General features: G+C 58.8%; 18 protein-coding genes. 8 read left to right on the top strand and 10 right to left on the bottom strand.

The annotated features are described in order from the left end of the window. Positions 1 to 2: 2 nt before the first annotated feature. The 3 genes from thiP (at position 3) to RS75_RS09160 (ending at position 4,124) form a co-directional block, all read left to right on the top strand. Positions 3 to 1,643, top strand: a complete 1,641-nt coding sequence (gene thiP / locus RS75_RS09150; protein ID WP_045019491.1) for a thiamine/thiamine pyrophosphate ABC transporter permease ThiP — start codon at positions 3 to 5, stop codon at positions 1,641 to 1,643. Continuing rightward, positions 1,640 to 2,356 (top strand): thiamine ABC transporter ATP-binding protein, encoded by a 717-nt coding sequence (locus RS75_RS09155; RefSeq protein WP_045019493.1) that lies wholly within the window; start codon positions 1,640 to 1,642, stop codon positions 2,354 to 2,356. The genes thiP and RS75_RS09155 overlap by 4 nt, the downstream gene beginning before the upstream one ends. A gap of 253 nt (positions 2,357 to 2,609) precedes the next feature. Continuing rightward, positions 2,610 to 4,124, top strand: coding sequence for a M48 family metalloprotease (locus RS75_RS09160; protein ID WP_045019495.1), 1,515 nt, complete (start codon positions 2,610 to 2,612; stop codon positions 4,122 to 4,124). Positions 4,125 to 4,182: 58 nt separating this feature from the next. Here the strand turns inward: RS75_RS09160 and leuC are convergent, their stop codons facing one another. Beyond that, on the bottom strand, positions 4,183 to 5,592 hold the full coding sequence (gene leuC / locus RS75_RS09165) for a 3-isopropylmalate dehydratase large subunit (protein WP_045019497.1): 1,410 nt from the start codon (positions 5,590 to 5,592) through the stop codon (positions 4,183 to 4,185). Positions 5,593 to 6,007: 415 nt separating this feature from the next. On the opposite strand from leuC, the gene RS75_RS09170 reads away from it, so the two are divergent. After that, positions 6,008 to 7,285, top strand: a complete 1,278-nt coding sequence (locus RS75_RS09170) for an MFS transporter (RefSeq protein ID WP_045019499.1) — start codon at positions 6,008 to 6,010, stop codon at positions 7,283 to 7,285. Positions 7,286 to 7,473: 188 nt separating this feature from the next. Here the strand turns inward: RS75_RS09170 and RS75_RS09175 are convergent, their stop codons facing one another. The 4 genes from RS75_RS09175 to rplS all read right to left on the bottom strand — a co-directional run bounded on the left by RS75_RS09175 (position 7,474) and on the right by rplS (position 12,418). Next, a complete protein-coding gene (locus RS75_RS09175) occupies positions 7,474 to 8,379 on the bottom strand; it encodes a calcium-binding protein (RefSeq protein WP_045019501.1) in 906 nt (301 codons plus the stop codon). A gap of 181 nt (positions 8,380 to 8,560) precedes the next feature. After that, the gene (locus RS75_RS09180) at positions 8,561 to 9,874 is read right to left on the bottom strand and encodes an HlyD family type I secretion periplasmic adaptor subunit (RefSeq protein ID WP_045019503.1); all 1,314 of its coding nucleotides are present in this window, start codon (positions 9,872 to 9,874) and stop codon (positions 8,561 to 8,563) included. Further along, complete coding sequence (locus RS75_RS09185; protein WP_045019504.1) at positions 9,867 to 11,603, bottom strand: type I secretion system permease/ATPase; 1,737 nt, start codon at positions 11,601 to 11,603, stop codon at positions 9,867 to 9,869. Before RS75_RS09185 ends, RS75_RS09180 begins: the two co-directional genes overlap by 8 nt. A gap of 275 nt (positions 11,604 to 11,878) precedes the next feature. Then, on the bottom strand, positions 11,879 to 12,418 hold the full coding sequence (gene rplS / locus RS75_RS09190) for a 50S ribosomal protein L19 (protein ID WP_045019506.1): 540 nt from the start codon (positions 12,416 to 12,418) through the stop codon (positions 11,879 to 11,881). 266 nt (positions 12,419 to 12,684) lie between these two features. Here rplS and RS75_RS09195 point away from each other — a divergent pair, with 266 nt between their 5' ends. Next, positions 12,685 to 13,431 carry a sulfite exporter TauE/SafE family protein gene (locus RS75_RS09195; protein WP_045019508.1) on the top strand — a complete coding sequence of 249 codons (747 nt, stop codon included), beginning with the start codon at positions 12,685 to 12,687 and terminating at the stop codon, positions 13,429 to 13,431. Here RS75_RS09195 and trmD read toward each other — a convergent pair. The 5 genes from trmD to ffh form a co-directional block, all read right to left on the bottom strand. Beyond that, positions 13,413 to 14,117 (bottom strand): tRNA (guanosine(37)-N1)-methyltransferase TrmD, encoded by a 705-nt coding sequence (gene trmD, locus RS75_RS09200; RefSeq protein ID WP_045019510.1) that lies wholly within the window; start codon positions 14,115 to 14,117, stop codon positions 13,413 to 13,415. The two genes, RS75_RS09195 and trmD, sit on opposite strands and share 19 nt — an antisense overlap. Before the next feature lie 5 nt (positions 14,118 to 14,122). Then, positions 14,123 to 14,689, bottom strand: a complete 567-nt coding sequence (rimM, locus tag RS75_RS09205) for a ribosome maturation factor RimM (RefSeq protein ID WP_045019512.1) — start codon at positions 14,687 to 14,689, stop codon at positions 14,123 to 14,125. A gap of 203 nt (positions 14,690 to 14,892) precedes the next feature. Further along, positions 14,893 to 15,270, bottom strand: coding sequence for a 30S ribosomal protein S16 (gene rpsP / locus RS75_RS09210; protein ID WP_045019514.1), 378 nt, complete (start codon positions 15,268 to 15,270; stop codon positions 14,893 to 14,895). Between the two features lie 33 nt (positions 15,271 to 15,303). Next, entirely contained in the window at positions 15,304 to 15,621 is a 318-nt protein-coding gene (locus tag RS75_RS09215) for a chorismate mutase (protein WP_045019516.1), read from the bottom strand. A gap of 11 nt (positions 15,622 to 15,632) precedes the next feature. Continuing rightward, positions 15,633 to 17,204 carry a signal recognition particle protein gene (ffh, locus tag RS75_RS09220; RefSeq protein ID WP_045019518.1) on the bottom strand — a complete coding sequence of 524 codons (1,572 nt, stop codon included), beginning with the start codon at positions 17,202 to 17,204 and terminating at the stop codon, positions 15,633 to 15,635. 288 nt (positions 17,205 to 17,492) lie between these two features. Here ffh and RS75_RS09225 point away from each other — a divergent pair, with 288 nt between their 5' ends. From RS75_RS09225 to mtaB, 3 genes are all read left to right on the top strand, one after another. Continuing rightward, on the top strand, positions 17,493 to 18,602 hold the full coding sequence (locus tag RS75_RS09225) for an MBL fold metallo-hydrolase (RefSeq protein ID WP_162484799.1): 1,110 nt from the start codon (positions 17,493 to 17,495) through the stop codon (positions 18,600 to 18,602). Between the two features lie 121 nt (positions 18,603 to 18,723). Further along, positions 18,724 to 19,626 (top strand): diaminopimelate epimerase, encoded by a 903-nt coding sequence (gene dapF, locus RS75_RS09230; protein WP_045019520.1) that lies wholly within the window; start codon positions 18,724 to 18,726, stop codon positions 19,624 to 19,626. Further along, positions 19,623 to 20,897, top strand: a complete 1,275-nt coding sequence (gene mtaB / locus RS75_RS09235) for a tRNA (N(6)-L-threonylcarbamoyladenosine(37)-C(2))-methylthiotransferase MtaB (RefSeq protein ID WP_045019522.1) — start codon at positions 19,623 to 19,625, stop codon at positions 20,895 to 20,897. The genes dapF and mtaB overlap by 4 nt, the downstream gene beginning before the upstream one ends.

A 20,897-nucleotide genomic window follows, 5' to 3' on the forward strand; every position in this document is an offset into this window, starting at 1 on the left:
GCATGATGCTGCGTCGCGATTACAGGTGGTCGATCATTGCTGGAACGGCGGCGTTTGCCGCCGTTTTCCTGTTCATGGCGCTCGCCGTCGCGGCCCTCCTGTCTTTCGATGCCGGTGCATCCACTGCTGGAATCATGGATGCCTATACGCTGCGCATCCTGCGCTTCACGCTTTATCAGACAACGCTCTCCACCGTTCTTTCCGTCGCTCTTGGCCTGCCGGTGGCGCTGGCGCTTTCCCGTCGACAGGATTTTCCGGGACGGATATGGATCATCAGGTTGATGGCGGTGCCGATGGGGCTGCCGGTCATCGTCGGCGCCTTCGGCATCATCGCCATCTGGGGCAGGCAGGGTGTTTTGAATACGGCCCTCGTTTCTGCCGGTGCAGATGAGCCTTTCAATATTTATGGCCTTTCCGGCATTCTCATCGCGCATGTGTTTTTCAATCTGCCGCTTGCGGTTCGGCTGATGCTGGCAGGGCTGGAGCGCATTCCGGGTGAATATTGGCGGATGGCGGCAAGTCTCGGCATGGGGCCGGTTTCGGTTTTCCGTTTCATCGAATGGCCGGCCGTCTCGCGGCTCGTTCCGGGCATTGCCGGGCTTGTCTTCATGCTGTGCGCCACCAGCTTCACACTCGTACTTCTGCTTGGCGGCGGTCCGGCGGCGACGACGCTGGAGGTGGCGATCTATCAGGCTTTGCGGTTCGATTTCGATCCGCAGCGGGCGATCGCGCTTTCTGTTTTGCAAATTGCCCTCACCGCAATCCTGCTCGGCCTTCTTGCCTTTTTGCCGTCGCCCGAAGCAGAAATCGCCACGCTTGGTCGTCCTCTTCGCCGTTTCGACGGCAAAGGCGTTGGTGCCCGTCTCTGGGATGGGACGGCAATCGTTCTGGCGGTTCTGCTGATTGGCCTGCCGCTTGTCGCCATAACCGTCTCGGGCTTGAGTGCCGATCTGCCGCGCCTTTTGTCCGCGCCGATCTTCTTGCGCGCAGCGGCCACCAGTCTTGCAATCGCCGCGCTCTCCGCAATCCTCGTCGTGCTCACTTGCATGGCCATCATCGCTGCGCGACAGGCCGTGGGCTCCAGACGGCACGCGGCTCAGCCCTTGCGCTTTCTGTCTGTCACACTCGGGGCGGGGTCGTCGCTCGTGCTGCTGGTGCCGCCCGTCGTGCTGGGAAGCGGGTGGTTCCTGTTGTTGCGGCCATTCGGTGATGTCAGTTTTTATGCCCCCGTCCTCGTGGCGCTGATCAACATGCTGATGGCGTTGCCGCTTGCGATGCGGGTGCTGGAACCGGCCTTCGCCAGCCACTTTTTGCGCACCGGCCGGCTATCCGCCAGTCTCGGGCTTCAGGGCTGGACGCGGCTGCGGTTTGCCGATCTGCCGGTTCTGCGGCGGCCTTTGCTCATGGCGTTTTCCTTCGCCATGGCGCTGTCGCTCGGTGACCTAGGGGCGGTTGCCCTGTTCGGATCGGAAAGTTTCGTCACCTTGCCATGGCTGGTTTATAGCAATATGGGCAGCTACCGCACCAATGATGCCGCCGGATACGCGTTCATCCTTGGCGTCGTCTGCCTGCTGCTCGCCGCAGGCGGTGTCTCACGGCAGTCGCAACCGGCAGGGGCGCAATCAGCAAGGGCGAGCATATGACAGGCGGCGATTTTGCAGTGGAGCTGGACAAGGTCAGGCTGAGGCTCGGAACGCAGGATTTCGATCTTGATTGTGCATTCCCGCAGGGCAAAATAACTGCCGTCGTCGGCGCATCCGGTTCGGGAAAATCGACGCTCCTCAATCTCATCGCGGGTTTCGAAATACCCGATTCCGGCCGCGTGCTGATCGGTGGGCAAGACATGAAGGCGCTCGACCCTTCCGAAAGACCGGTATCATCGATCTTTCAGGATAATAACCTTTTCGCCCATCTTGATATCTTTACCAATATCGCGCTTGGCGTCAGCGCCGGGTTGAAATTGCGGGCGGAAGACCGTCAAAGGATCGAGATGGCGCTAACACGCGTGGGTCTGTCGGGTTTCGATAAACGTTTGCCCGGCACGCTTTCCGGCGGGGAAAGACAAAGGGCGGCGCTGGCACGCGCGCTGGTCCGAAAAAAACCGGTCATGCTGCTTGATGAGCCTTTCGCCGCGCTCGATCCGGGGCTGCGGGCGGGCATGACGTCCCTGCTTCTCGACTTGCATGCCGAAACAAAAAACACGGTGGTTATTGTCACGCATCATCCCGACGACATAAGAAAGCTGGCGCAACGGGTGGTTTTTCTTGATCGCGGTCGGGTCGTCTACAGTGGCGCGACCGCAGATTTCTTCGCCACACAAAATGTGAAGGCGGTGGACAGTTTTCTGAACGGCTGATCGCCTTATTTTCGACGCGCGCCGCTGGCAATCGCTTTAGATGACTTCAATGGCGCTAATTTGCACTTGCTAGTTTCAAGTTGTTGCCCGAGAAAAGACGAGAATTATTGCGTTCTTCAGGAATATTCCGGACTTGATGGATCGTTTTTACCGTTTCGACATTCATGGCTCGTTGGGGCGAATCTGTTATTCTGGTCTGCAATTAACGGATGATCAGGAACGTTAGGGGCAGGCATACAGAATGAGAAATAGCATGACTGCACAGTGGAGGCTCTTCTCCCGTTCAGGTCTTCGCCGTTCGGGCAGGACGATTGCAGCCTGTTCCGTGCTGGCTGCATCCGCTGTGCTTCTGTCATCGTGCCAGTCTCTTTTCAGCCCTGCCTACCAATCCACGTTGCGCCCATCGGACAATCCACAGACCGTGGAAGAGGTGCAGAAGAACGATCCCCGTGCCCAGATGGGCGCGCGCGAGCACCCCCGCATCGTGGCGAGTTATGGCGGTGAATATCGGGACGCCAAAACGGAACGGCTTGTCGCCCGCATCGCCGGTGCGCTGACGGCCGTGTCGGAAAATCCGCAGCAATCCTATCGCATTACCATCCTGAACTCGCCGGCCATCAACGCCTTTGCGTTGCCGGGCGGCTATCTTTACGTAACGCGCGGGCTTCTTGCTCTCGCCAACGATGCCTCGGAAGTGGCCGCCGTGCTTTCGCATGAGATGGGCCATGTCACCGCGAACCACGGTATCGAGCGCCAGCGCCGGGAAGAGGCGGAGGTGATTGCAAGCCGCGTGGTCGCCGAGGTGCTGTCGAGCGATCTTGCCGGCAAGCAGGCGCTTGCGCGCGGCAAGCTGCGGCTTGCGGCCTTTTCGCGCCAGCAGGAATTGCAGGCGGACGTGATTGGTGTGCGCATGCTGGGTGAGGCCGGTTACGACCCCTTCGCATCCCCGCGTTTTCTGGATTCCATGGCGGCCTATGCGCGGTTTTCCTCGGCGGACCCTGAAAACGACCAGAGCCTCGACTTTCTTTCCAGCCACCCCAACACGCCGCAGCGCATCGAGCTTGCGCGCCGGCATGCCCGCGCCTTCGGCCAGGAGGGCCAAGTCGGGGATCGTGGCCGCGACTGGTTTCTGGATGGCATAGACGGTCTGCTTTACGGCGACAGCCCGCAGGAAGGTTATGTCCGGGGTCAGACGTTCCTGCACGGAACTCTCGGTATCCGCTTCGACGTGCCGGAAGGTTTCGTCATCGACAACAAGGTGGAGGCTGTTCTCGCGACGGGGCCGGGCGATGTGGCCATTCGTTTTGACGGCGTGGCCGATCCTAAACAGACCACTCTTGCCAACTACCTGACCAGCGGCTGGGTTGCGGGCTTGATGCCGGAAACCGTGAAGGAAATCCAGATCAACGGTCTGGAGGCCGCGACAGCCCGGGCGACGGCGGACAAATGGGATTTCGACGTGACCGTCATCCGTGTCGGGCAGCAGATATTCCGTTTCCTGACGGCGGTGCCGAAGGGCAACACGCAGCTCGATTCCATCGCCAATGTGCTGCGCACGAGTTTCCGCAAAATGACTCCGCCGGAGATTGCTTCTCTGAAACCGCTACGGGTGCGGGTGGTGACGGTGAAGCCCGGTGAAACGGTGGCGACGGTTGCCGCAAGGATGATGGGAACCGACCGCAAGCTCGACATGTTCCGCATGATGAATGCGATGAGCGCCACCGCGACACTTCAGCCCGGCCAGCGGGTGAAGATCATTTCGGAATGAGATCCCAACAAAAAACCCCGGATCGCTCCGGGGTTTTTGTTTCAGGCGCTATCGATAATTACCGCCACTCGCGAACATCAACGAAATGACCAGCGATCGCGGCTGCCGCCGCCATGGCGGGGGAGACGAGGTGGGTGCGGCTTTTGTAGCCCTGCCGGCCCTCGAAATTGCGGTTCGAGGTGGAGGCACAGCGTTCGCCGGGCTTCAGGCGGTCGTCATTCATGGCGAGACACATGGAGCATCCCGGTTCGCGCCATTCGAAACCGGCTTCGAGGAAAATCTTGTCCAGACCTTCCTTTTCCGCCTGTTCCTTCACGAGACCGGAGCCGGGCACGATCATGGCCGAGACGGTGGACGCAACCTTGCGGCCATCGACGATCTTCGCTGCGGCGCGAAGATCTTCGATGCGGCCGTTGGTGCAGGAGCCGATGAAGACGCGGTCGATAGCGATATCGGTGATGCGGGTGCCGGGTTTCAGGCCCATGTAGTCCAGCGCACGCCATTTGGAGGTACGCTTGTTCTCTTCCGCGATATCGTCAGGATTGGGGACGATGCCCTCAACGGAGGTCACGTCCTCGGGCGATGAGCCCCACGAGACGATCGGCGGCAGATTGGCTGCGTTCAGCACCACGACCTTGTCATAATGCGCACCTTCGTCGGATTTCAGCGTCTTCCAGTAGGCGATGGCCTCTTCCAGCGTCTCGCCCTTCGGCGCGCGCGGCTTGTCCTTGATGTAATCGAAAGTGGTTTCATCAGGTGCGATCAGACCGGCGCGGGCGCCGCCCTCGATGGTCATGTTGCAAACCGTCATACGGCCTTCCATGGAGAGCGAACGGATCGCCTCGCCTGCAAATTCGATCACATGGCCGGTGCCGCCCGCCGTACCGATCTCACCAATAATGGCGAGGATGATATCCTTGGCGGTGACGCCGTCCGGAACCCTGCCATCGACACGCACCAGCATGTTCTTGGCTTTCTTCTGGATCAGCGTCTGGGTCGCCAGCACGTGCTCCACTTCCGACGTGCCGATGCCGTGCGCGAGCGCGCCGAAAGCGCCGTGGGTGGAGGTGTGGCTGTCGCCGCAAACGATGGTCATGCCTGGCAGGGTGAAGCCCTGTTCGGGGCCGACGATATGGACGATGCCCTGGCGCTTGTCGCGCTCGGAATAATATTCGACACCGAAATCCCTGGCGTTTTGCGCAAGCGCTTCCACCTGAATACGGCTTTCCTCGTTCTTGATGCCTTCCAGCCGATCGGCGGTGGTGGGCACGTTATGATCGACCACGGCGAGTGTGCGGGTGGGCGAGTGCACCGGACGGCCAGCAATGCGCAGGCCTTCGAAGGCCTGCGGGCTCGTCACCTCGTGAACCAGGTGACGGTCGATATAGAGAAGACAGGTTCCGTCCGGGTCACGATTGACGACGTGGTCGTCCCAGATCTTGTCATACAGGGTGCGGGGTGCGCTCATGGCTCTGTGCCTTGTCATGGAAAAGGTAAAATCAGGGTTCAGCAGGCGGTGGACAGCGGGTGCTGTCAGGCGAGCCTAAGTCGGCTATTGAGCGCCCCGGAAATGCGCGCGAAAAATCGTGCCGGCAGACGCTTGTGGTCCTGCAGCACATAAACATTCTGCGCGAGACATCCGAATTTAGATCCCATGAGGGACTTCATAGCAGATTGCCGGTTTCGCGGCAATATGAATGCATGCCGTCGGTAACGTCGTGTTTATGTGCGTTGCAGCATCGTTTCTGATAGTAAAAGGCCGCCTATGCAGCTGTTCCGTCTTTGGTCATGACGCAATGCAACTTGCGTATTTTGCGGCGCACATATAGATGGGTCCCCTTATCATTTGCATTTCGACGAGCAATCGAAGGGAGGAAAAGCACATGGTATCGGAAAAATCCCTTATCTCGAAGATCACCTGGCGGCTGATGCCGTTTCTTGGCCTTCTCTATCTCATCGCCTATATCGACCGGCAGAATGTCAGCTTTGCCAAGCTGCAGATGGTCGATGCGCTCAGCCTCAGCGAATATGCCTATGGTCTTGGCGCGTCGCTGTTTTTCATCGGCTATTTCCTCTTTGAGGTTCCGAGCAACCTGTTCCTCAACCGTTTCGGCGCCAGCAAATGGTTCGCCCGCATTCTGGTCTCTTGGGGCGCCGTCACCATTGCGCTCGCCTATACGCAGAACGCCACCATGTTCTACATCCTGCGTTTCCTGCTCGGGCTTTGCGAGGCTGGTTTCTTCCCGGGCGTGCTGTTCCTGATGACGCTCTGGTTCCCGCGTGATTATCGTGGACGGATGATTGGCCTGTTCATGATCTTCAGCGCGCTTGCCAATGCAATCGGCGCACCGCTTGGCGGCATGCTGCTCGACCTTGATGGCCTGCTCGGATATGCCGGGTGGGAATGGGTGTTTCTGGCAACGGGTATTCCCGCTGTGATCGCCGGCATCGTCACTTTCTTTTATCTTGATGATACGCCGGAAAAGGCGAAGTTCCTGACGCAGGCTGAAAAGGACTGGCTGAAGAACCGGCTGGCCGAAGAAAACAAGGGCATGGAAGAGCACGCGGAGGACGGCTTCAAGGCGCTGATCAATCCGCGCGTGCTGTTCATGGCGCTGTGCTATGTCGGTTTTCCGCTGGCGGCCTATGGTCTCAGCTACTGGCTTCCGACGATCGTGAAGGGCTTCGGCGTTTCCAATACCGCCAATGGCTTCATCAACATCATCCCCTGGGTGATCGTGGCTGTTGCGCTGTTCGTTGTGCCCCTGGCGGCCGACAAGGCCAAAAACAAGACGCCCTATATCGTCGGTCCCGCCTTCATCGGTGCATTTTGCCTGCTGATGTCGGCGTTGCTCACCAATCCGGTCTTGCAGTTCGCCTTCCTCTGCATTGCCGCTGCGGGCATTTTTGCCGGCCAGCCGGTGTTCTGGAGCCTTCCCGGACGTTTCCTTAAGGGGGCCGGTGCTGCCGCCGGCATCGCCGCAATCAATTCCGTCGGCAATCTGGGTGGCTTCGTGGCGCAGAATGTGGTGCCGTGGATCAAGGACCAGACCGGCAGTACGATTGCGCCGATGTTCTTCCTTGCCTTCTGCCTTGCGCTTGCAGGTGTGCTCGTCATCATCGCGGCGCGTAAAATGGGCAATCAGACAGAAGCCGCCTGATTTTCGGAAAGACAGACAGCCGGGTCTGCCGGCTGTCGCGACATTTTGGTCTGATGCACTCCGCACGGCCGTCTTCGTGAACCGCAATTCCCTCGTAAAGCATTGCGCTAAAAAAACGTGGCCCGGACATATAATCCGGGCCACGACCATTCTACGGAGTGTCGCTAGTGCACTTCTCTATGAGAGAATTATGCGGTGAACCAATCGTTACCGGTGAGGTGAACACCCGAAAGGACAATTTTCTCACCCTTGTGCTCGCCAGTCACGTTGTAGCTCAGGACGGTATCGTCATCGAATGTCGAGACCGCCCATTGATCGACTGTCGTGCCGACCAGCTTCAGCTTGTCCATGGCGGCATTGAAGCCGGAGATGGTGTCTGTGGCAAGGCTCTTCGCCATGTCGCCCAGATTGAAGACGAATGTATCGGCTCCACCGCTTGCAATGATCCGATCGATGCCCGTGCCGCCGGTCACCAGCGACGAAGCGAGCTTTACGCCGCTCAGGTTGATTTCATCATTACCTGCGCCGGCGTCGATCTTGACGGACGTGTAGCTGCCATCGGTGACGCCTGCGATACCACTCACGGTGCCGGCCTTGACGGTGACCGTATCGTTGCCTGCGCCGGTATCGATCTTGAAAGCGTTTACCCAGCTCTTATCGTTCGAAACGACAGATAGGTTGACCGTGTCGTTGCCCGCGCCGGTCGCGATGTTACCACGCTTGGCATTGTGAACTTCAACGTTGGACGAACCTGTGCCGCCGAGGAGAACGTCCACCTGAACGAAATCCTTGAACGTGAGGTTTTCAGAGGTATCGGACTGGGCGAGAGCGTTCTTCACCGAATTCCACGACGAACTTACGTCGAATGTGAAACCGTTCGCGTCGGAGTCGTAACCGACATCGACCTTGCCGCCGGCGCCGCTGCCGGGAACCGATACGGCCCCGACGTTGACCACGCCTGATTCGAGCGAAGAGCCGTTTTTGACTTGTGCCGTCGATTCCGTGAGGAGCTTATAAGTTTCCTGATCGACCAGACTGGTGAGTGACGAAACCGAAGCAGCACCGCCATTACCGAAAGTTACTTTTAAAGCCATTTTACTCTCCTACAAATTTTTGAGATTCGATTAATCGAAATTAAATTTATAATAAATATTACGGGCAATATTTAGTACATCATAAACGACAAGACAATATGAGAAATTGTTTTTTTCCGATAAATTCTCGTTCTTGGTGTATTTCGAAATATTCTCTAAAAAAAACTGCAATAAAAGTCGTTTACTCCTGCAGGAACGTCTTTTTAAGCCTGTCCTGGAATGGTTTTACAAAATAGGAAAGAACACTTCTTTCGCTCGTCTGTATGAAGACTTCGGCCGGCATGCCCGGGTATAACCGCCTGCCAGGCAAATGATCCATGCCGGTTTTGCTCGGCTTGATGCGCAGCGCATAATATGACGCCCCGGTGCGGGAATCTGTCTGCAGGTCCGGTGCGACGACGGCGACTTCAGCGTTTACATCCGGTGTGGTGCTTTGGTTGAAAGCGGTGAACCGGATGGTCACCGGCTGCCCGACGTAAATCTGGTCGATGTCGCTCGGAAGGACATTGGCGTCGATCGCAAGGTCTTCCTTCGCCGGCACGACCAGCATAAGCACTTCACCCGGTTGAATGATGCCGTTTATATTGTGCACCGACAGCTGGTAGATGCGCCCCGCGATCGGCGAGCGAATATCGAGGCGATCCAGCTGGTCACGCGTTGCCGCAAGCCGTTCTTCGTATTCCGCGACAGTCGCTTCGATTGAGGTCAAATCTTTTGTGACTTCGGATTTGCGGTCCTCGTCGAGCTGAAGCAACTGCAAGTCCATTTCGCTCAGCTTACCCACCGTCTGTGCACGCGAGGCCATATATTGGCCCTGCTGACCTTCGAGATTGGAAAGCTGGCGCTTGAGAAGATTGAGGCGCTGAAGTGTTACGAGGCCCTTCGCGTAGAGTTCCCGTGTCTTGGAAACGTCTTCCCTTACGATACTCAGTTCATTGTTGGTCGCCTCGATCTGAACGTCCATACCGCGCGCCTCGTCCGCGAGCTGATCCTTGCGCGTGGCTAACTGTTTTTTCATGCCGATCAGCGCGCTGCGACGGCTGTTGAAAAGGTTCTGCTCACTGTCGCTGAAAGTTTTGGCAGCTTTGGAATTGGTCAAGACAGCCAGATCTTCGGGAGTAGTGAAAGAGGACGCATCGGAAATTTCGGCCCACAGACGCGCGCGGCGCGCATAGACTTGCGCAAGCGTATTTTCGACGATGGACAGGTTTGCCCGAACGATTGTGCCGCTCAGCCGCAGCAAGACCTGACCGGCCTCCACCGTGTCACCTTCGGCAACATTGATCTCGCTGACGATGCCACCGGAAAGATGCTGAATTTTCTTGGAGTTTCCCTCGACAACAACCCGGCCCGTGGCCACGACCGCACCAGAAAGTTTCGCCAGAGCCGCCCAGCCGCCCAAACCGAAAAGAAGGCCGACGGCAAGAATGGTCACGGCCGCCGAGTGTTTGATAATGGATGCATTCGTCATGCCGGTTTTCTCTGCCTCACCCATTTTCGCTCACCCTGTTTTCCAGCTTGCGTATGTCTTCCTCTGTTTCGGACACCTGGCGAATATTCTGCCGCAGGATTTGCGCAAGCACCTCTTCCTTGGTGCCAAAGCGAAGCATGCGGCCGTTGCTCATCACCATCACGAGATTGACGCTTTCTATGGCGCTGGGGCGATGGGCGATAACGACGACGATGCCGCCCCGGCTCCTTACGTCGCCAATGGCGTTACGCAAGGCTGCCTCGCCTTCGCTGTCCAGATTTGAGTTCGGCTCATCGAGAATGACGAAGAACGGTTCTCCGAAAAGCGCTCTCGCAAGGCCGATGCGCTGTTTTTGTCCGCCTGACAATGCCTCTCCACGGTCACCGATATAGGTGTCGTAACCGTTCGGCAGGTTCAGGATCATTTCATGGACCTGAGCGGCCTTGGCTGCGGTAATGATAGCTTTCGCCGTCGCATCCCGATCGAAACGCGCGATATTTTGCGCCACCGTGCCCGGCATCAGCTCCACCTGCTGGGGCATGTAACCGATGGACTTACCGAGAAGGTCGAAATCCCACTGGTTCAGCGCAGCCCCATCGAAGCGCACGGAACCGCGTTCATAGGGCCAGATACCGGTTATCAAACGCGCCAGCGTGGATTTACCGGATGCGCTGGGGCCAATGATGCCAAGACCATCGCCCGCGTTCAGCGTAAAGGAAATATCGGCCACGGTGTCGCGCGCGCCATTGGGCGGACCGCCGGTCACGCGATCAATAGCCACGGTATATTTCGGTGGCGGCAGGGAGAGCGGCTGTGAGGGTTCCGGCACGAGTTGGAGAAACTCGTTGATACGCTTCCAGCCCTGTCGCGCGGTCATGAAGCTGCGCCAGTTTGCAATCGCATGTTCGACGGGGCCTAGCGCCTTCGCCGAGAGGATGGATCCTGCGATAATGCTACCCGCTGAGGCATTTCCCTCGATAACCAGCCAGGCGCCGATTGCCATCACACCCGATTGTATCAACAGGCGGAATGTTCGGGAAATCGCGCTGAGCGTACCCGCCGTGTCCGATGTCGACAGAGTGACGGCGCGATATCTGGAGTGCAGATCGTCCCACATCGATGTCACTGCACTCATCATGCCCATGGTTTTGATGGATTCGATGTTGCGCTGACTGCTGCCGACGAGTGCATTTCGCTGCCCGCGCACGGCATAAGCCTGCTTGGTCGCCCTTTCGGTGAGCCAGTTGGTTATGAGCGTCAACACGACAAGGACGAGAGCACCGCCGAGTACGGCAAAACCGATCCACGGATGCAGGGCGAAACAGATCAGCAGATAGATGGGCAGCCAGGGAATATCAAAGAAAGCTGCCGGCCCGGGGCCGGACAGGAACTGGCGTATCTGATCGAGATCGCCGACGATCTGCAGTCCGTCGATCTTGCCATAAGCGGCGAGCGGCGCGCTGATCGATGCCCTGAAGAGCTTTTGATTGAGCGCATCGTCCATATTGTCCGAGATGCGCGCCAATATCCGGCCGCGCAAAATGTCGAACCCCACAAGAAAGGCATAGAGAATAATCAGCAGAACAACCAGGGCGATAAGCGAGGGAATACTCTTGCTGGGCAGAATGCGGTCATAAACCTCCAGCATGAAAAGGGAGCCTGAGAGGTTAAGAATATTCATGAGCGCGCTGGCAAGGCCGACAGCGAAGAAAGCACGCTTATTTTTTGTTAAAAAGGAATTAAAGAAAAACATATCAACACCTGAAACTGCGCGAAAATTGCACAATACGTAAAACTAGGCAATGTTATTCGAGAATGTTCTAAAGAAATTAAGCGAAAGAATAAGTAGCAATACGACTTTGATCTTGATCTGTCGACATGAAGGCATCTCGAAGATAGGCGAGAGGCAAAGGGGGCGCTGGTTTCTGCGAACCGTAAAGTTGTCGATCGAATTTTTGTCGTATGTCGGCGCAACAAAAAAGGCGGTCCGAAGACCGCCTTTCCAGTAGATCCATCGAAATGGAAATCTTATTCCGCTGTGGCTTCTGCAGCCTTTGCTGCTTCTTCCGCTGCCTTGGCTTCTGCGGCTTCGGCTGCTGCCTTTTCGGCGGCGAGAGCCTGTGCTGCTGCTACCTTTTCAGCTTCCAGGCGTGCCTTTTCTTCGACAATTGCCTGGCGCTCGGATTCGTTCAGCTTGCGCGCGCGTGTACCAGTGTTTTCAACGATACGGGCAGCCTTGCCGCGACGATCGCGCAGGTAATAGAGCTTCGCGCGACGAACCTTACCGCGGCGAACGATTTCAACGCCTTCGACCAGCGGGGAGTAGATCGGGAACACGCGCTCGACGCCTTCGCCGTAGGAAATCTTGCGAACGGTGAAGCTTTCGGAAAGGCCACCGCCGGAACGGGCGATGCAAACGCCTTCGTAGGCCTGAACGCGGGTACGGGTACCTTCGGTCACGCGAACGTTGACGCGCAGCGTGTCGCCCGGAGAAAACTCAGGCAGGGTGCGCTTTGCTTCGATCTTGGCGGCCTGTTCGGCTTCCAGCTGCTGGATGATATTGGTCATGTTAACCTCTGATTTCTTCTGAAACAGCCAGAGCGCTCAACGATTGTCTTTCGGTCAATGCCTTCAGACTATGCCTTGCGGCAGGAGCGAGTTCGCCATTCTTTGCTTGCGGTTAAAGGGGAAAACCCCAATTCCAAGCGCGCACATATACGAGACTGCGCCATTTGTCATCCCTTCATGACAATATTTTATCAATTCTGCGCAGCATGCAGGCAGTTGCGAAGGCGTGTTTTGCCAGCTATGGCATGGCAACCTTGGGAGGGGCCATGTCGATTTTCATTATTCTGATGCTTTTTGCGACCGGTTTTCTGTCGGGCGTCGTTAATGCGATTGCCGGCGGCGGCACCTTCCTGACCTTCGGGGCGATGACGCTTGCCGGTCTGCCGCCCATCGTCGCCAATGCCACGTCGGCGATCGTGCAGTTTCCGGGCTACATCACTTCCGTGATTGCCTATGGGTCGGAAATCCGCGCCCACTGGCGCGAGGCGATCCTGCTGTCGGTCGTTTCGATCGTCGGCGGGCTTGCGGGGGCGCTTCTGTTGCTGTCGCTCGACAACCCCTCTTTCCGCCAGCTTGTGCCATGGCTGCTTCTCGCCGCCACTGCCGTTTTCGCCGCCAGCCCGTGGCTGCGGCCGAAGGCCAGTGCGGAGCGTTCGCCCGGCAACTTCACGAGCCTTGTCTTTCAGGGACTTGCCTCCGTCTATGGCGGCTTTTTCGGGGCGGGCATGGGCATCATGATGCTGGCCATCCTCGGAATGACTTCGGGCGGCAGCTACCATCATCTGAATGCGCTGAAGAACCTGCTGTCGGTGGTGATCGCCGTCATCGCCATTACGATCTTCGTCAGCGGCGGCGTCGTTTCCTGGTGGGCAGCCCTCATCATGTTTCCGGCGGCGGCACTTGGCGGATATGTGGGCGTGCACACGGCAAGGCGAGTGCCGCAATGGATCATCCGCTGGCTGGTGATTGCGGTCGGACTGATATTGACGGCTTATTATTTCGTCTCGACCTGAGCCTTTGCCTTCTCCAGAAGGTCGGGCCGTCTTTCCTTCGTCAGCGCAAGCGCCTGTTCGTGCCGCCACTTGTCGATGACGGCGTGGTTGCCGGAGGTCAGAACGGCGGGGATGTCGCGGTCTTCCCAGAGTTGCGGACGGGTATAATGCGGATGCTCCAATAGCCCGCCCTCGAAGCTTTCATGCACGCCGGAAAGATCGTTGCCCATGACACCCGGCAGAATGCGCACGATGGCATCCAGAAGCGTCAGGGCCGCCGGCTCGCCGCCGGAGAGGATATAGTCACCGATCGATACTTCCTCCAGCCCACGCGCATCGATCACCCGCTGGTCGACGCCTTCGAAACGGCCGCACACGATGATCGCGCCATCGCCCGCCGCCAGTTCGCGCACGCGGTCCTGCGACAGCGGTTGGCCGCGCGGGCTCATCAGCAGGCGCGGTCGCGTGTCTCCGTCAGAAACATGGTCGATGGCAGCGGCCAGAATGTCAGGTTTCAGCACCATGCCGGCGCCACCGCCTGCCGGTGTGTCATCGACGCTTCTGTGCCGGTCGGTGGCAAATTCGCGGATCTGCACGGCCTCAAGCGACCATTGCTCACGCTCCAGCGCCTTGCCGGCCAGCGAATATCCTAGATGCCCCGGAAACATTTCCGGGTAGAGCGTCAGAACGGTTGCCTTGAAGGTCATTGGTTTTATTTCTTGCCGAAAGGCGATGCGCCGGTTTCGTCTTTGTCGTCGGGATTGTCGATCAGGCCGGCGGCCATTGGATCGATGAGAATGCGTCTCGCCTCCAGATCGATTTCAAGCACGGCCGCCTCCGAAAAGGGAATGAGGGCGGGGCGGCGGCCTGCGCCCTTCAGTTCCAGCAGGTCACCCGCGCCAAAATCGTAGACGGCGCTGACGGCGCCATAACTTTTGCCTTCGGCATCGACGGCTTCCAGCCCTTCGAGATCGGCATAATAAAATTCGTCGTCGTCCAGTTCGTCATCCGGCAGATTGTCGCGTTCGATGAACAGTTCCAGCCCGTTCAGGCTTTCCGCCGCGTTGCGGTCGTTGATGCCCCTGAAGCGGACGACGACGACATTCTTGCTCTCGCGAACCTCCAGAATTTCGAAGACGCGGCCATCGGCGCTGACCAGATTGCCATAGTCGCCGAGCGCCATCGGTTCGTCCGTATAGGTGCTGACACGGACTTCGCCGCGCAATCCCTGTGCGCCGCCGATCTTTGCCATGAGTATCGGGTTTTCCAGCTTTGCCATCGGGCCGTCCGTCTTCTGGTGTTGGTTGCGTCTGGTTTACAGCATCGGCGTGAAAATCGGAATCGATTTCACAGGGCACGATGCGCAGATTCAACACGTTAGAGCATAGTTCCTGAGGCTCTAAAGTTTATTGATGCCAAAATAAACAAAAAACGGGCGGCATGGAAAACCACGCCACCCGTTCTCTAAAATTCTAATGCAGATTATTCTGCAGCAGAGGCTTCTGCTGCGGCAGCAGCTGCATCTTCAGCCTTCTGCTTCTTTTCTGCAACGCGTTCCAAAGCGCGCTTGCCCGGCAGTGCCTTTTCCGGGTTGCTGCGAACGGCGCGCTCGGCAACGCCGGCCTCTGCGAGGAAGCGCAGAACGCGGTCGGTCGGCTGTGCGCCCTTGGCGATCCATTCCTTGATGAGGTCAGCCTTCAGCTCGATGCGCTGCGGGTTGTCCTTGGCAAGCATCGGGTTCCAGGAACCAACCTTCTCGAGGAAACGGCCGTCGCGGGGCGAACGGGCGTCAGCAACGACGATCTGGTAATACGGGCGCTTCTTGGAACCACCGCGTGCGAGACGAATTTTAAGTGCCATGTGATTTACTCCTTAAGATGGCTTGTCCGCCGGTCAGGCGGTCTTTTCATTACCGCCGTGTTCGGCGGCTATTGCTTCATGATGCCGGATGACTTCCGTGATGACGAAGTTTAAAAACTTCTCGGCGAAATCCGGATCCAGATTGGCATCCTTCGCCAGACGGCGAAGGCGTTCGATCTGGTATTCCTCGCGCGCCGGGTCCGCCGGCGGCAAATTGTATTTTGCCTTCAGTACGCCCACCGCCTTGGTGCAGCGGAAACGTTCGGCAAGAATGTGAACCAGTGCGGCATCGATATTGTCGATCGACTGGCGGTATTCGGAAAGCTGGGCTTTCACTTCTGTGTTGTTCACTGGCGTTGCCCTCACTTCTTTTTCGGGAAGCCCGGCAGGCCCGGCGTGCCGCCAAGACCCGGCAGCTTGGCCCCGCCGAGACCAGGCAAACCACCCGGAAGACCACCAAGACCGGGCATAGCGCCCGGCTTGCCGAGACCGGCGGCTTCAGCCTGCTTCTGGAGCGCTTCGAGCTGCTTCGGGTCGATGTTCGACAGATCAGGCATGCCGCCGCCCATCATGCCACCAAGCCCCATCTTGCCCGCAAGGCCGCCCATCATCTGCTTCATGATGCCGCCCTTGCCCTTGCCGCCCATGGCTTTCATCATGTCGGCCATGCCGCGATGCATCTTCAAGAGCTTGTTGATTTCAGCGGCGTCGGTGCCGGAACCGGCGGCAATGCGCTTCTTGCGGCTGTGTTTCAGAATATCGGGATTGGCGCGTTCCGCCCTGGTCATCGACGAGATGATGGCGATCTGGCGGTCGAACATCTTGTCGTTCATACCGGCCGAAGCCATCTTGTCCTTCATGCCGGCCATGCCGGGCATCAGCCCCATGATGCCGCCCATGCCACCCATCTTCTTCATCTGGGCAAGCTGGTCGGAGAGATCGTTGAGGTCGAACTTGCCCTTGGCCATCTTTTCGGCCATGGCGCGGGCTTTTTCCGCATCGATGTTTTCGGCGGCCTTCTCGACCAGCGAGACGATGTCGCCCATGCCGAGAATACGGTCGGCGATACGGCGCGGATGGAACTCATCGAGTTCGTTCATGCGCTCGCCGATACCGATCAGCTTGATCGGCTTGCCGGTGACGGCACGCATGGAGAGGGCAGCACCGCCGCGTCCGTCGCCGTCCATACGGGTCAGCACGAGGCCGGTAATGCCGACACGCTCATCGAAGTTGCGTGCGAGGTTGACGGCGTCCTGACCGGTCAGCGAATCCGCGACCAGCAGGATTTCATGCGGGTTGGACTTCTTCTTGATGTCGGCCATTTCCAGCATCAAGGGTTCGTCGATATGGGTGCGGCCAGCGGTGTCGAGAATGACGACGTCATGGCCGCCGAGCTTGGCTGCCTGCACGGCGCGCGCGGCGATATCGACCGGCGACTGGCCGGCGATGACCGGCAGCGTGTCGACGCCGGTCTGCACGCCCAGCTGGCGAAGCTGTTCCTGTGCTGCCGGACGGCGCGTGTCGAGAGATGCCATCAGCACCTTCTTCTTCTCGCGGTCGGTCAGGCGCTTGGCGATCTTGCCGGTGGTCGTGGTCTTGCCCGAACCCTGCAGACCCACCATCATGATGACGACGGGGGCGGCCGCATGCAGGTCGATCGAGACGCCTTCGGTGCCCAGCATCTCGACAAGTTCGTCATGCACGATCTTGACGACCATCTGGCCGGGCTTGATGGATTTCAGAACGGCTGCGCCGACAGCCTTTTCACGCACCTTGTCGGTGAAGGAGCGCACGACTTCCAGCGCAACGTCCGCTTCCAGAAGCGCACGGCGAACCTCGCGCAGGGCGGCAGCAACATCGGCTTCCGTCAGCGCGCCACGGCCGGTCAGTCCATTCAGAATGGAACCAAGGCGGTCCTGGAGGTTTTCAAACATCGTTTCTTCCTTCTTCGTTCCGGGGTCTCCGAAACGTCGGTGCTTTCGCTGCCAAAAACAAGACGCAAAGCCAAAAAGCACCCGAGGGCGCATCGCGCTGTCGGGTGTTGACCTCCGGGATCTCTTTATACCTTTGCGGGTCCCGGTCGGCGGCTTGGAGTCGTGAAACTGCCAGCTGATTGGCGGCGATAAACAGGAATGCGCGGGAAAAGTCAAGACCGTGCCGGTTTTCAAGTGGCGACGCATGCTTCTTCATCTTTGCGTGATCGGGCGCAAGCCGCGACGGCGATGCTTGAACGGCGTCGTTCCGCTCCCTATACCTTTTCCATGAAACGTCGAAACTTCTTTCGTTTTTCCGCACTTGGTCTGCTTGCTCTTGCGGGCGGCGGCCTGTTTGCGCGCCGTTCGAACGCCGGCGCCTATTACAGCGGTCCGGTCTCCGATCATTTCGACGGGACGCGTTTCTTCAATCCCGACGGTTTGCCGCCCGGCAATTTCATGGATCTCATGAAATGGCGATTTAATGGCGAGCGCACCAGGTGGCCGGAAAGCTATCCGAGCCCCTTTCCCTTCGCAAAACCCGAAAGCCGGGTCGATGGCAAGGACATCCGCGTCACCTTCGTCGGCCACGCCTCCTTTCTCATTCAGACAGCGGGGCTGAATATTCTCATCGATCCCGTATGGTCGGAGCGCACCAGCCCGTTCAGTTTCGCCGGTCCCAAACGCGTCAATCCGCCCGGTATCCGTTTTGAGGACTTGCCGCCCATCGATCTGGTGCTGGTGACGCATAATCACTACGACCATCTGGATATGGAGACGCTGAAGCGTCTGCATGTGGCGCATAAGCCGCTTTTCATCACGCCGATCGGCAATGACGCCATCATCCGCACCGGCGTCGAGGCGGCGCGTATCAAGGTGGGCGACTGGGGCGATGTCGTGGAGATGGGTCCTGTCAAAATTCATTTCGAACCCTGCCACCACTGGTCCGCGCGTGGCCTGAACGACCGGCGCATGGCGCTATGGGCCGCCTTCGTCATCGAAACGCCGGGTGGCAAGATCTACCACATCGGCGATACCGGCTTCCACGATGGCCTCAATTATCACGCCGCCCGTAAGAAACATGGTGATTTCCGCCTGGCCAACCTGCCCTTCGGTGCTTACGAGCCGCGCTGGTTCATGAAGGGCCAGCACCAGAACCCGGCGGAAGCCGTGGAAGGCATGAAGATTTGCGGTGCCGCGCATGTCTGCGGCCATCATTGGGGCACGGTGCAACTGACTGATGAGGCGGTGGATGCGCCGCTTGCGGCGCTCAAGGCGGCACTTGCCGGGCAGGGGGTAGACGAGAGCCGTTTCCGGCCCATGCGTCCGGGCGAGGTTTTCGACACGCCTTCCGTCTGAGTGCTGCCCGGCTTGCGCCGCAACAGTCTGGTAATTTGCCGTCCTTTCCGCCATATAGAGCGAAAGCGCGGGTAGAAGCCCGTTTTCAATCCGATTTCAGGTAGTTTTCAGGTTCAAGGCGATGGCGGACACGGTCGAATTTGCGAAGATGAACGGGCTTGGCAACAAGATCCTCGTTGTCGACATGCGCGGCCGCAAGGATATGGTGACGCCGGCGGCGGCAATCGCGCTCAACGCCGATCCCGCCACGCAGTTCGACCAGATCATGGCGATCCACGATCCGCGTGTCGGCGGCACCGACGCCTTTATCGATATTCTCAATTGCGACGGCACAAAGGCGCAGGCTTGCGGCAACGGCACGCGTTGCGTGGTGCAGGCGTTGTCGTCCGAAACGGGCAAGACCTCTTTCACTTTCCAGACGGTCGCGGGCATCCTCAATGCCGTAGAGCATGAAGATGGCATGATCTCCGTGGATATGGGCCTGCCGCGTTTCCGTTGGAGCGATATTCCGCTTTCGGAGGAGTTCCACGATACGAGCCGCATCGAATTGCAGATCGGGCCGATCGACGCGCCGATCCTGCACTCGCCCGCCGTCATGTCCATGGGCAACCCGCATGCGATTTTCTGGGTGGATCGCGACCCGATGGATTTCGATTTGGGACGCTTCGGACCGCTTCTCGAAAACCACCCGATGTTTCCGGAAAAGGCCAATATCACGCTGGCGCAGGTGATTTCCGACAGCGCGCTTCGCACCCGCACCTGGGAACGCGGCGCCGGGCTGACGCTCGCCTGCGGTTCCGCCGCCTGTGCCTCCGCCGTTTCTGCCGCGCGCACCGGCCGCACCGGCAGGAAGGTCACCATCGATGTTGCCTCCAGCCCCGTGCGCGTGCCGCTGACCATCGAATGGCGCGAAGACGATCACGTCGTCATGACCGGGCCGGCCGAATGGGAATGGTCCGGCATGGTCGATCCCGTCACCGGCGTCTGGTCGCGGGATGCCGTGGCCGAGCAGGGGGCCATATGAGCGGCGTCGAGGTCATAACCTTCGGTTGCCGTCTCAATACCTATGAATCGGAAGTGATGCGGGCGGAGGCCGAAAAGGCCGGGCTCAACAATGCCGTGCTGGTCAATACCTGCGCCGTGACGGGTGAGGCGGTGCGCCAGGCGCGCCAGGCTATTCGCCGCGCTCGACGCGACAATCCGCATGCCCGCATCATCGTCACCGGCTGCGCCGCGCAGACGGAAAAAGAGACCTTTGCCGAGATGCCCGAGGTGGATGCGGTGCTGGGCAATGAGGAAAAGCTGAAAAGCGCCTCCTATCGCGCTCTGCCGGATTTCGGCGTTTCGGCGGAAGAAAAGCTGCGCGTCAACGACATCATGAGTATCAAGGCGACCGCGCCGCAGATGGTCAAGCACATTGATGGGCACGTGCGCGCCTTCATTCAGGTGCAGAACGGCTGCGATCATCGTTGCACCTTTTGCATCATCCCCTATGGCCGTGGCAATTCCCGCTCCGTGCCGATGGGTGCTGTGGTGGAGCAGGCGCGCAAGCTGACGGAAAGCGGCTATTGCGAGATCGTGCTGACCGGGGTGGACGCTACCAGCTACGGCGCCGACCTGCCGGGCGAACCTTCGCTTGGGTATCTTGCCAAGACATTGCTGAAGCAGGTGCCGGAAATATCGAGGTTGCGGCTTTCCTCTATCGACAGCATCGAGGCCGACCATCATCTGATGGATCTGATTGGCGGCGAGCCGCGTTTCATGCCGCATCTGCACCTGTCGCTTCAGCACGGCGACGACATGATCCTGAAACGCATGAAGCGCCGTCATTCGCGCGCCGACGCCATTCGCTTCTGTCACGAGGTGCGGTCGCTCCGGCCGGATATCTCTTTCGGTGCGGATATGATCGCCGGTTTTCCGACCGAGACGGAAGAGATGTTCGAAAACGCTGCGACGCTGGCGGAAGAATGCGGCATTTCCAGCCTGCATGTATTTCCCTATAGCCCGCGTTCCGGCACACCCGCCGCGCGCATGCCGCAGCTCGACCGGGCGCTGGTGAAGGAGCGGGCGGCAAGGCTTCGCGGGCGCGGTGAGGCGCTCAGGCTCGCACATTTGCAAAACATGGTCGGTTCGGTGCAGACGATCCTGGTGGAAAACACCGGTTTTGCGCATACCGACAATTTCACGCTGGTGGCGACGCCGCATCTTCTCCCGCGCACTCTTGCGCAGGTTGCGATTACCGGCCACAACGGCAAACATCTGAACATGAAGCTTCTGGCGGCGGACGCGGCCTGA

Origin of the sequence: Rhizobium nepotum 39/7 (assembly GCF_000949865.1) — a bacterium.
GTDB classification, from domain to species: Bacteria; Pseudomonadota; Alphaproteobacteria; order Rhizobiales; family Rhizobiaceae; genus Agrobacterium; species Agrobacterium nepotum.

Bases quoted from the DNA above. Each gene is read 5' to 3' on its own strand.
- rimM (WP_045019512.1), bottom strand. From the start codon at position 14,689: ATGGCAAAGCTGGAAAACCCGATACTCATGGCAAAGATCGGCGGCGCA.
- RS75_RS09185 (WP_045019504.1), bottom strand. From the start codon at position 11,603: ATGTTTTTCTTTAATTCCTTTTTAACAAAAAATAAGCGTGCTTTCTTC.
- ffh (WP_045019518.1), bottom strand. From the start codon at position 17,204: ATGTTTGAAAACCTCCAGGACCGCCTTGGTTCCATTCTGAATGGACTG.
- RS75_RS09170 (WP_045019499.1), top strand. From the start codon at position 6,008: ATGGTATCGGAAAAATCCCTTATCTCGAAGATCACCTGGCGGCTGATG.
- rpsP (WP_045019514.1), bottom strand. From the start codon at position 15,270: ATGGCACTTAAAATTCGTCTCGCACGCGGTGGTTCCAAGAAGCGCCCG.
- RS75_RS09160 (WP_045019495.1), top strand. From the start codon at position 2,610: ATGACTGCACAGTGGAGGCTCTTCTCCCGTTCAGGTCTTCGCCGTTCG.
- mtaB (WP_045019522.1), top strand. From the start codon at position 19,623: ATGAGCGGCGTCGAGGTCATAACCTTCGGTTGCCGTCTCAATACCTAT.
- dapF (WP_045019520.1), top strand. From the start codon at position 18,724: ATGGCGGACACGGTCGAATTTGCGAAGATGAACGGGCTTGGCAACAAG.
- trmD (WP_045019510.1), bottom strand. From the start codon at position 14,117: ATGACCTTCAAGGCAACCGTTCTGACGCTCTACCCGGAAATGTTTCCG.
- RS75_RS09175 (WP_045019501.1), bottom strand. From the start codon at position 8,379: ATGGCTTTAAAAGTAACTTTCGGTAATGGCGGTGCTGCTTCGGTTTCG.
- rplS (WP_045019506.1), bottom strand. From the start codon at position 12,418: ATGACCAATATCATCCAGCAGCTGGAAGCCGAACAGGCCGCCAAGATC.
- thiP (WP_045019491.1), top strand. From the start codon at position 3: ATGATGCTGCGTCGCGATTACAGGTGGTCGATCATTGCTGGAACGGCG.
- RS75_RS09195 (WP_045019508.1), top strand. From the start codon at position 12,685: ATGTCGATTTTCATTATTCTGATGCTTTTTGCGACCGGTTTTCTGTCG.
- RS75_RS09225 (WP_162484799.1), top strand. From the start codon at position 17,493: ATGCTTGAACGGCGTCGTTCCGCTCCCTATACCTTTTCCATGAAACGT.
- leuC (WP_045019497.1), bottom strand. From the start codon at position 5,592: ATGAGCGCACCCCGCACCCTGTATGACAAGATCTGGGACGACCACGTC.
- RS75_RS09155 (WP_045019493.1), top strand. From the start codon at position 1,640: ATGACAGGCGGCGATTTTGCAGTGGAGCTGGACAAGGTCAGGCTGAGG.
- RS75_RS09180 (WP_045019503.1), bottom strand. From the start codon at position 9,874: ATGGGTGAGGCAGAGAAAACCGGCATGACGAATGCATCCATTATCAAA.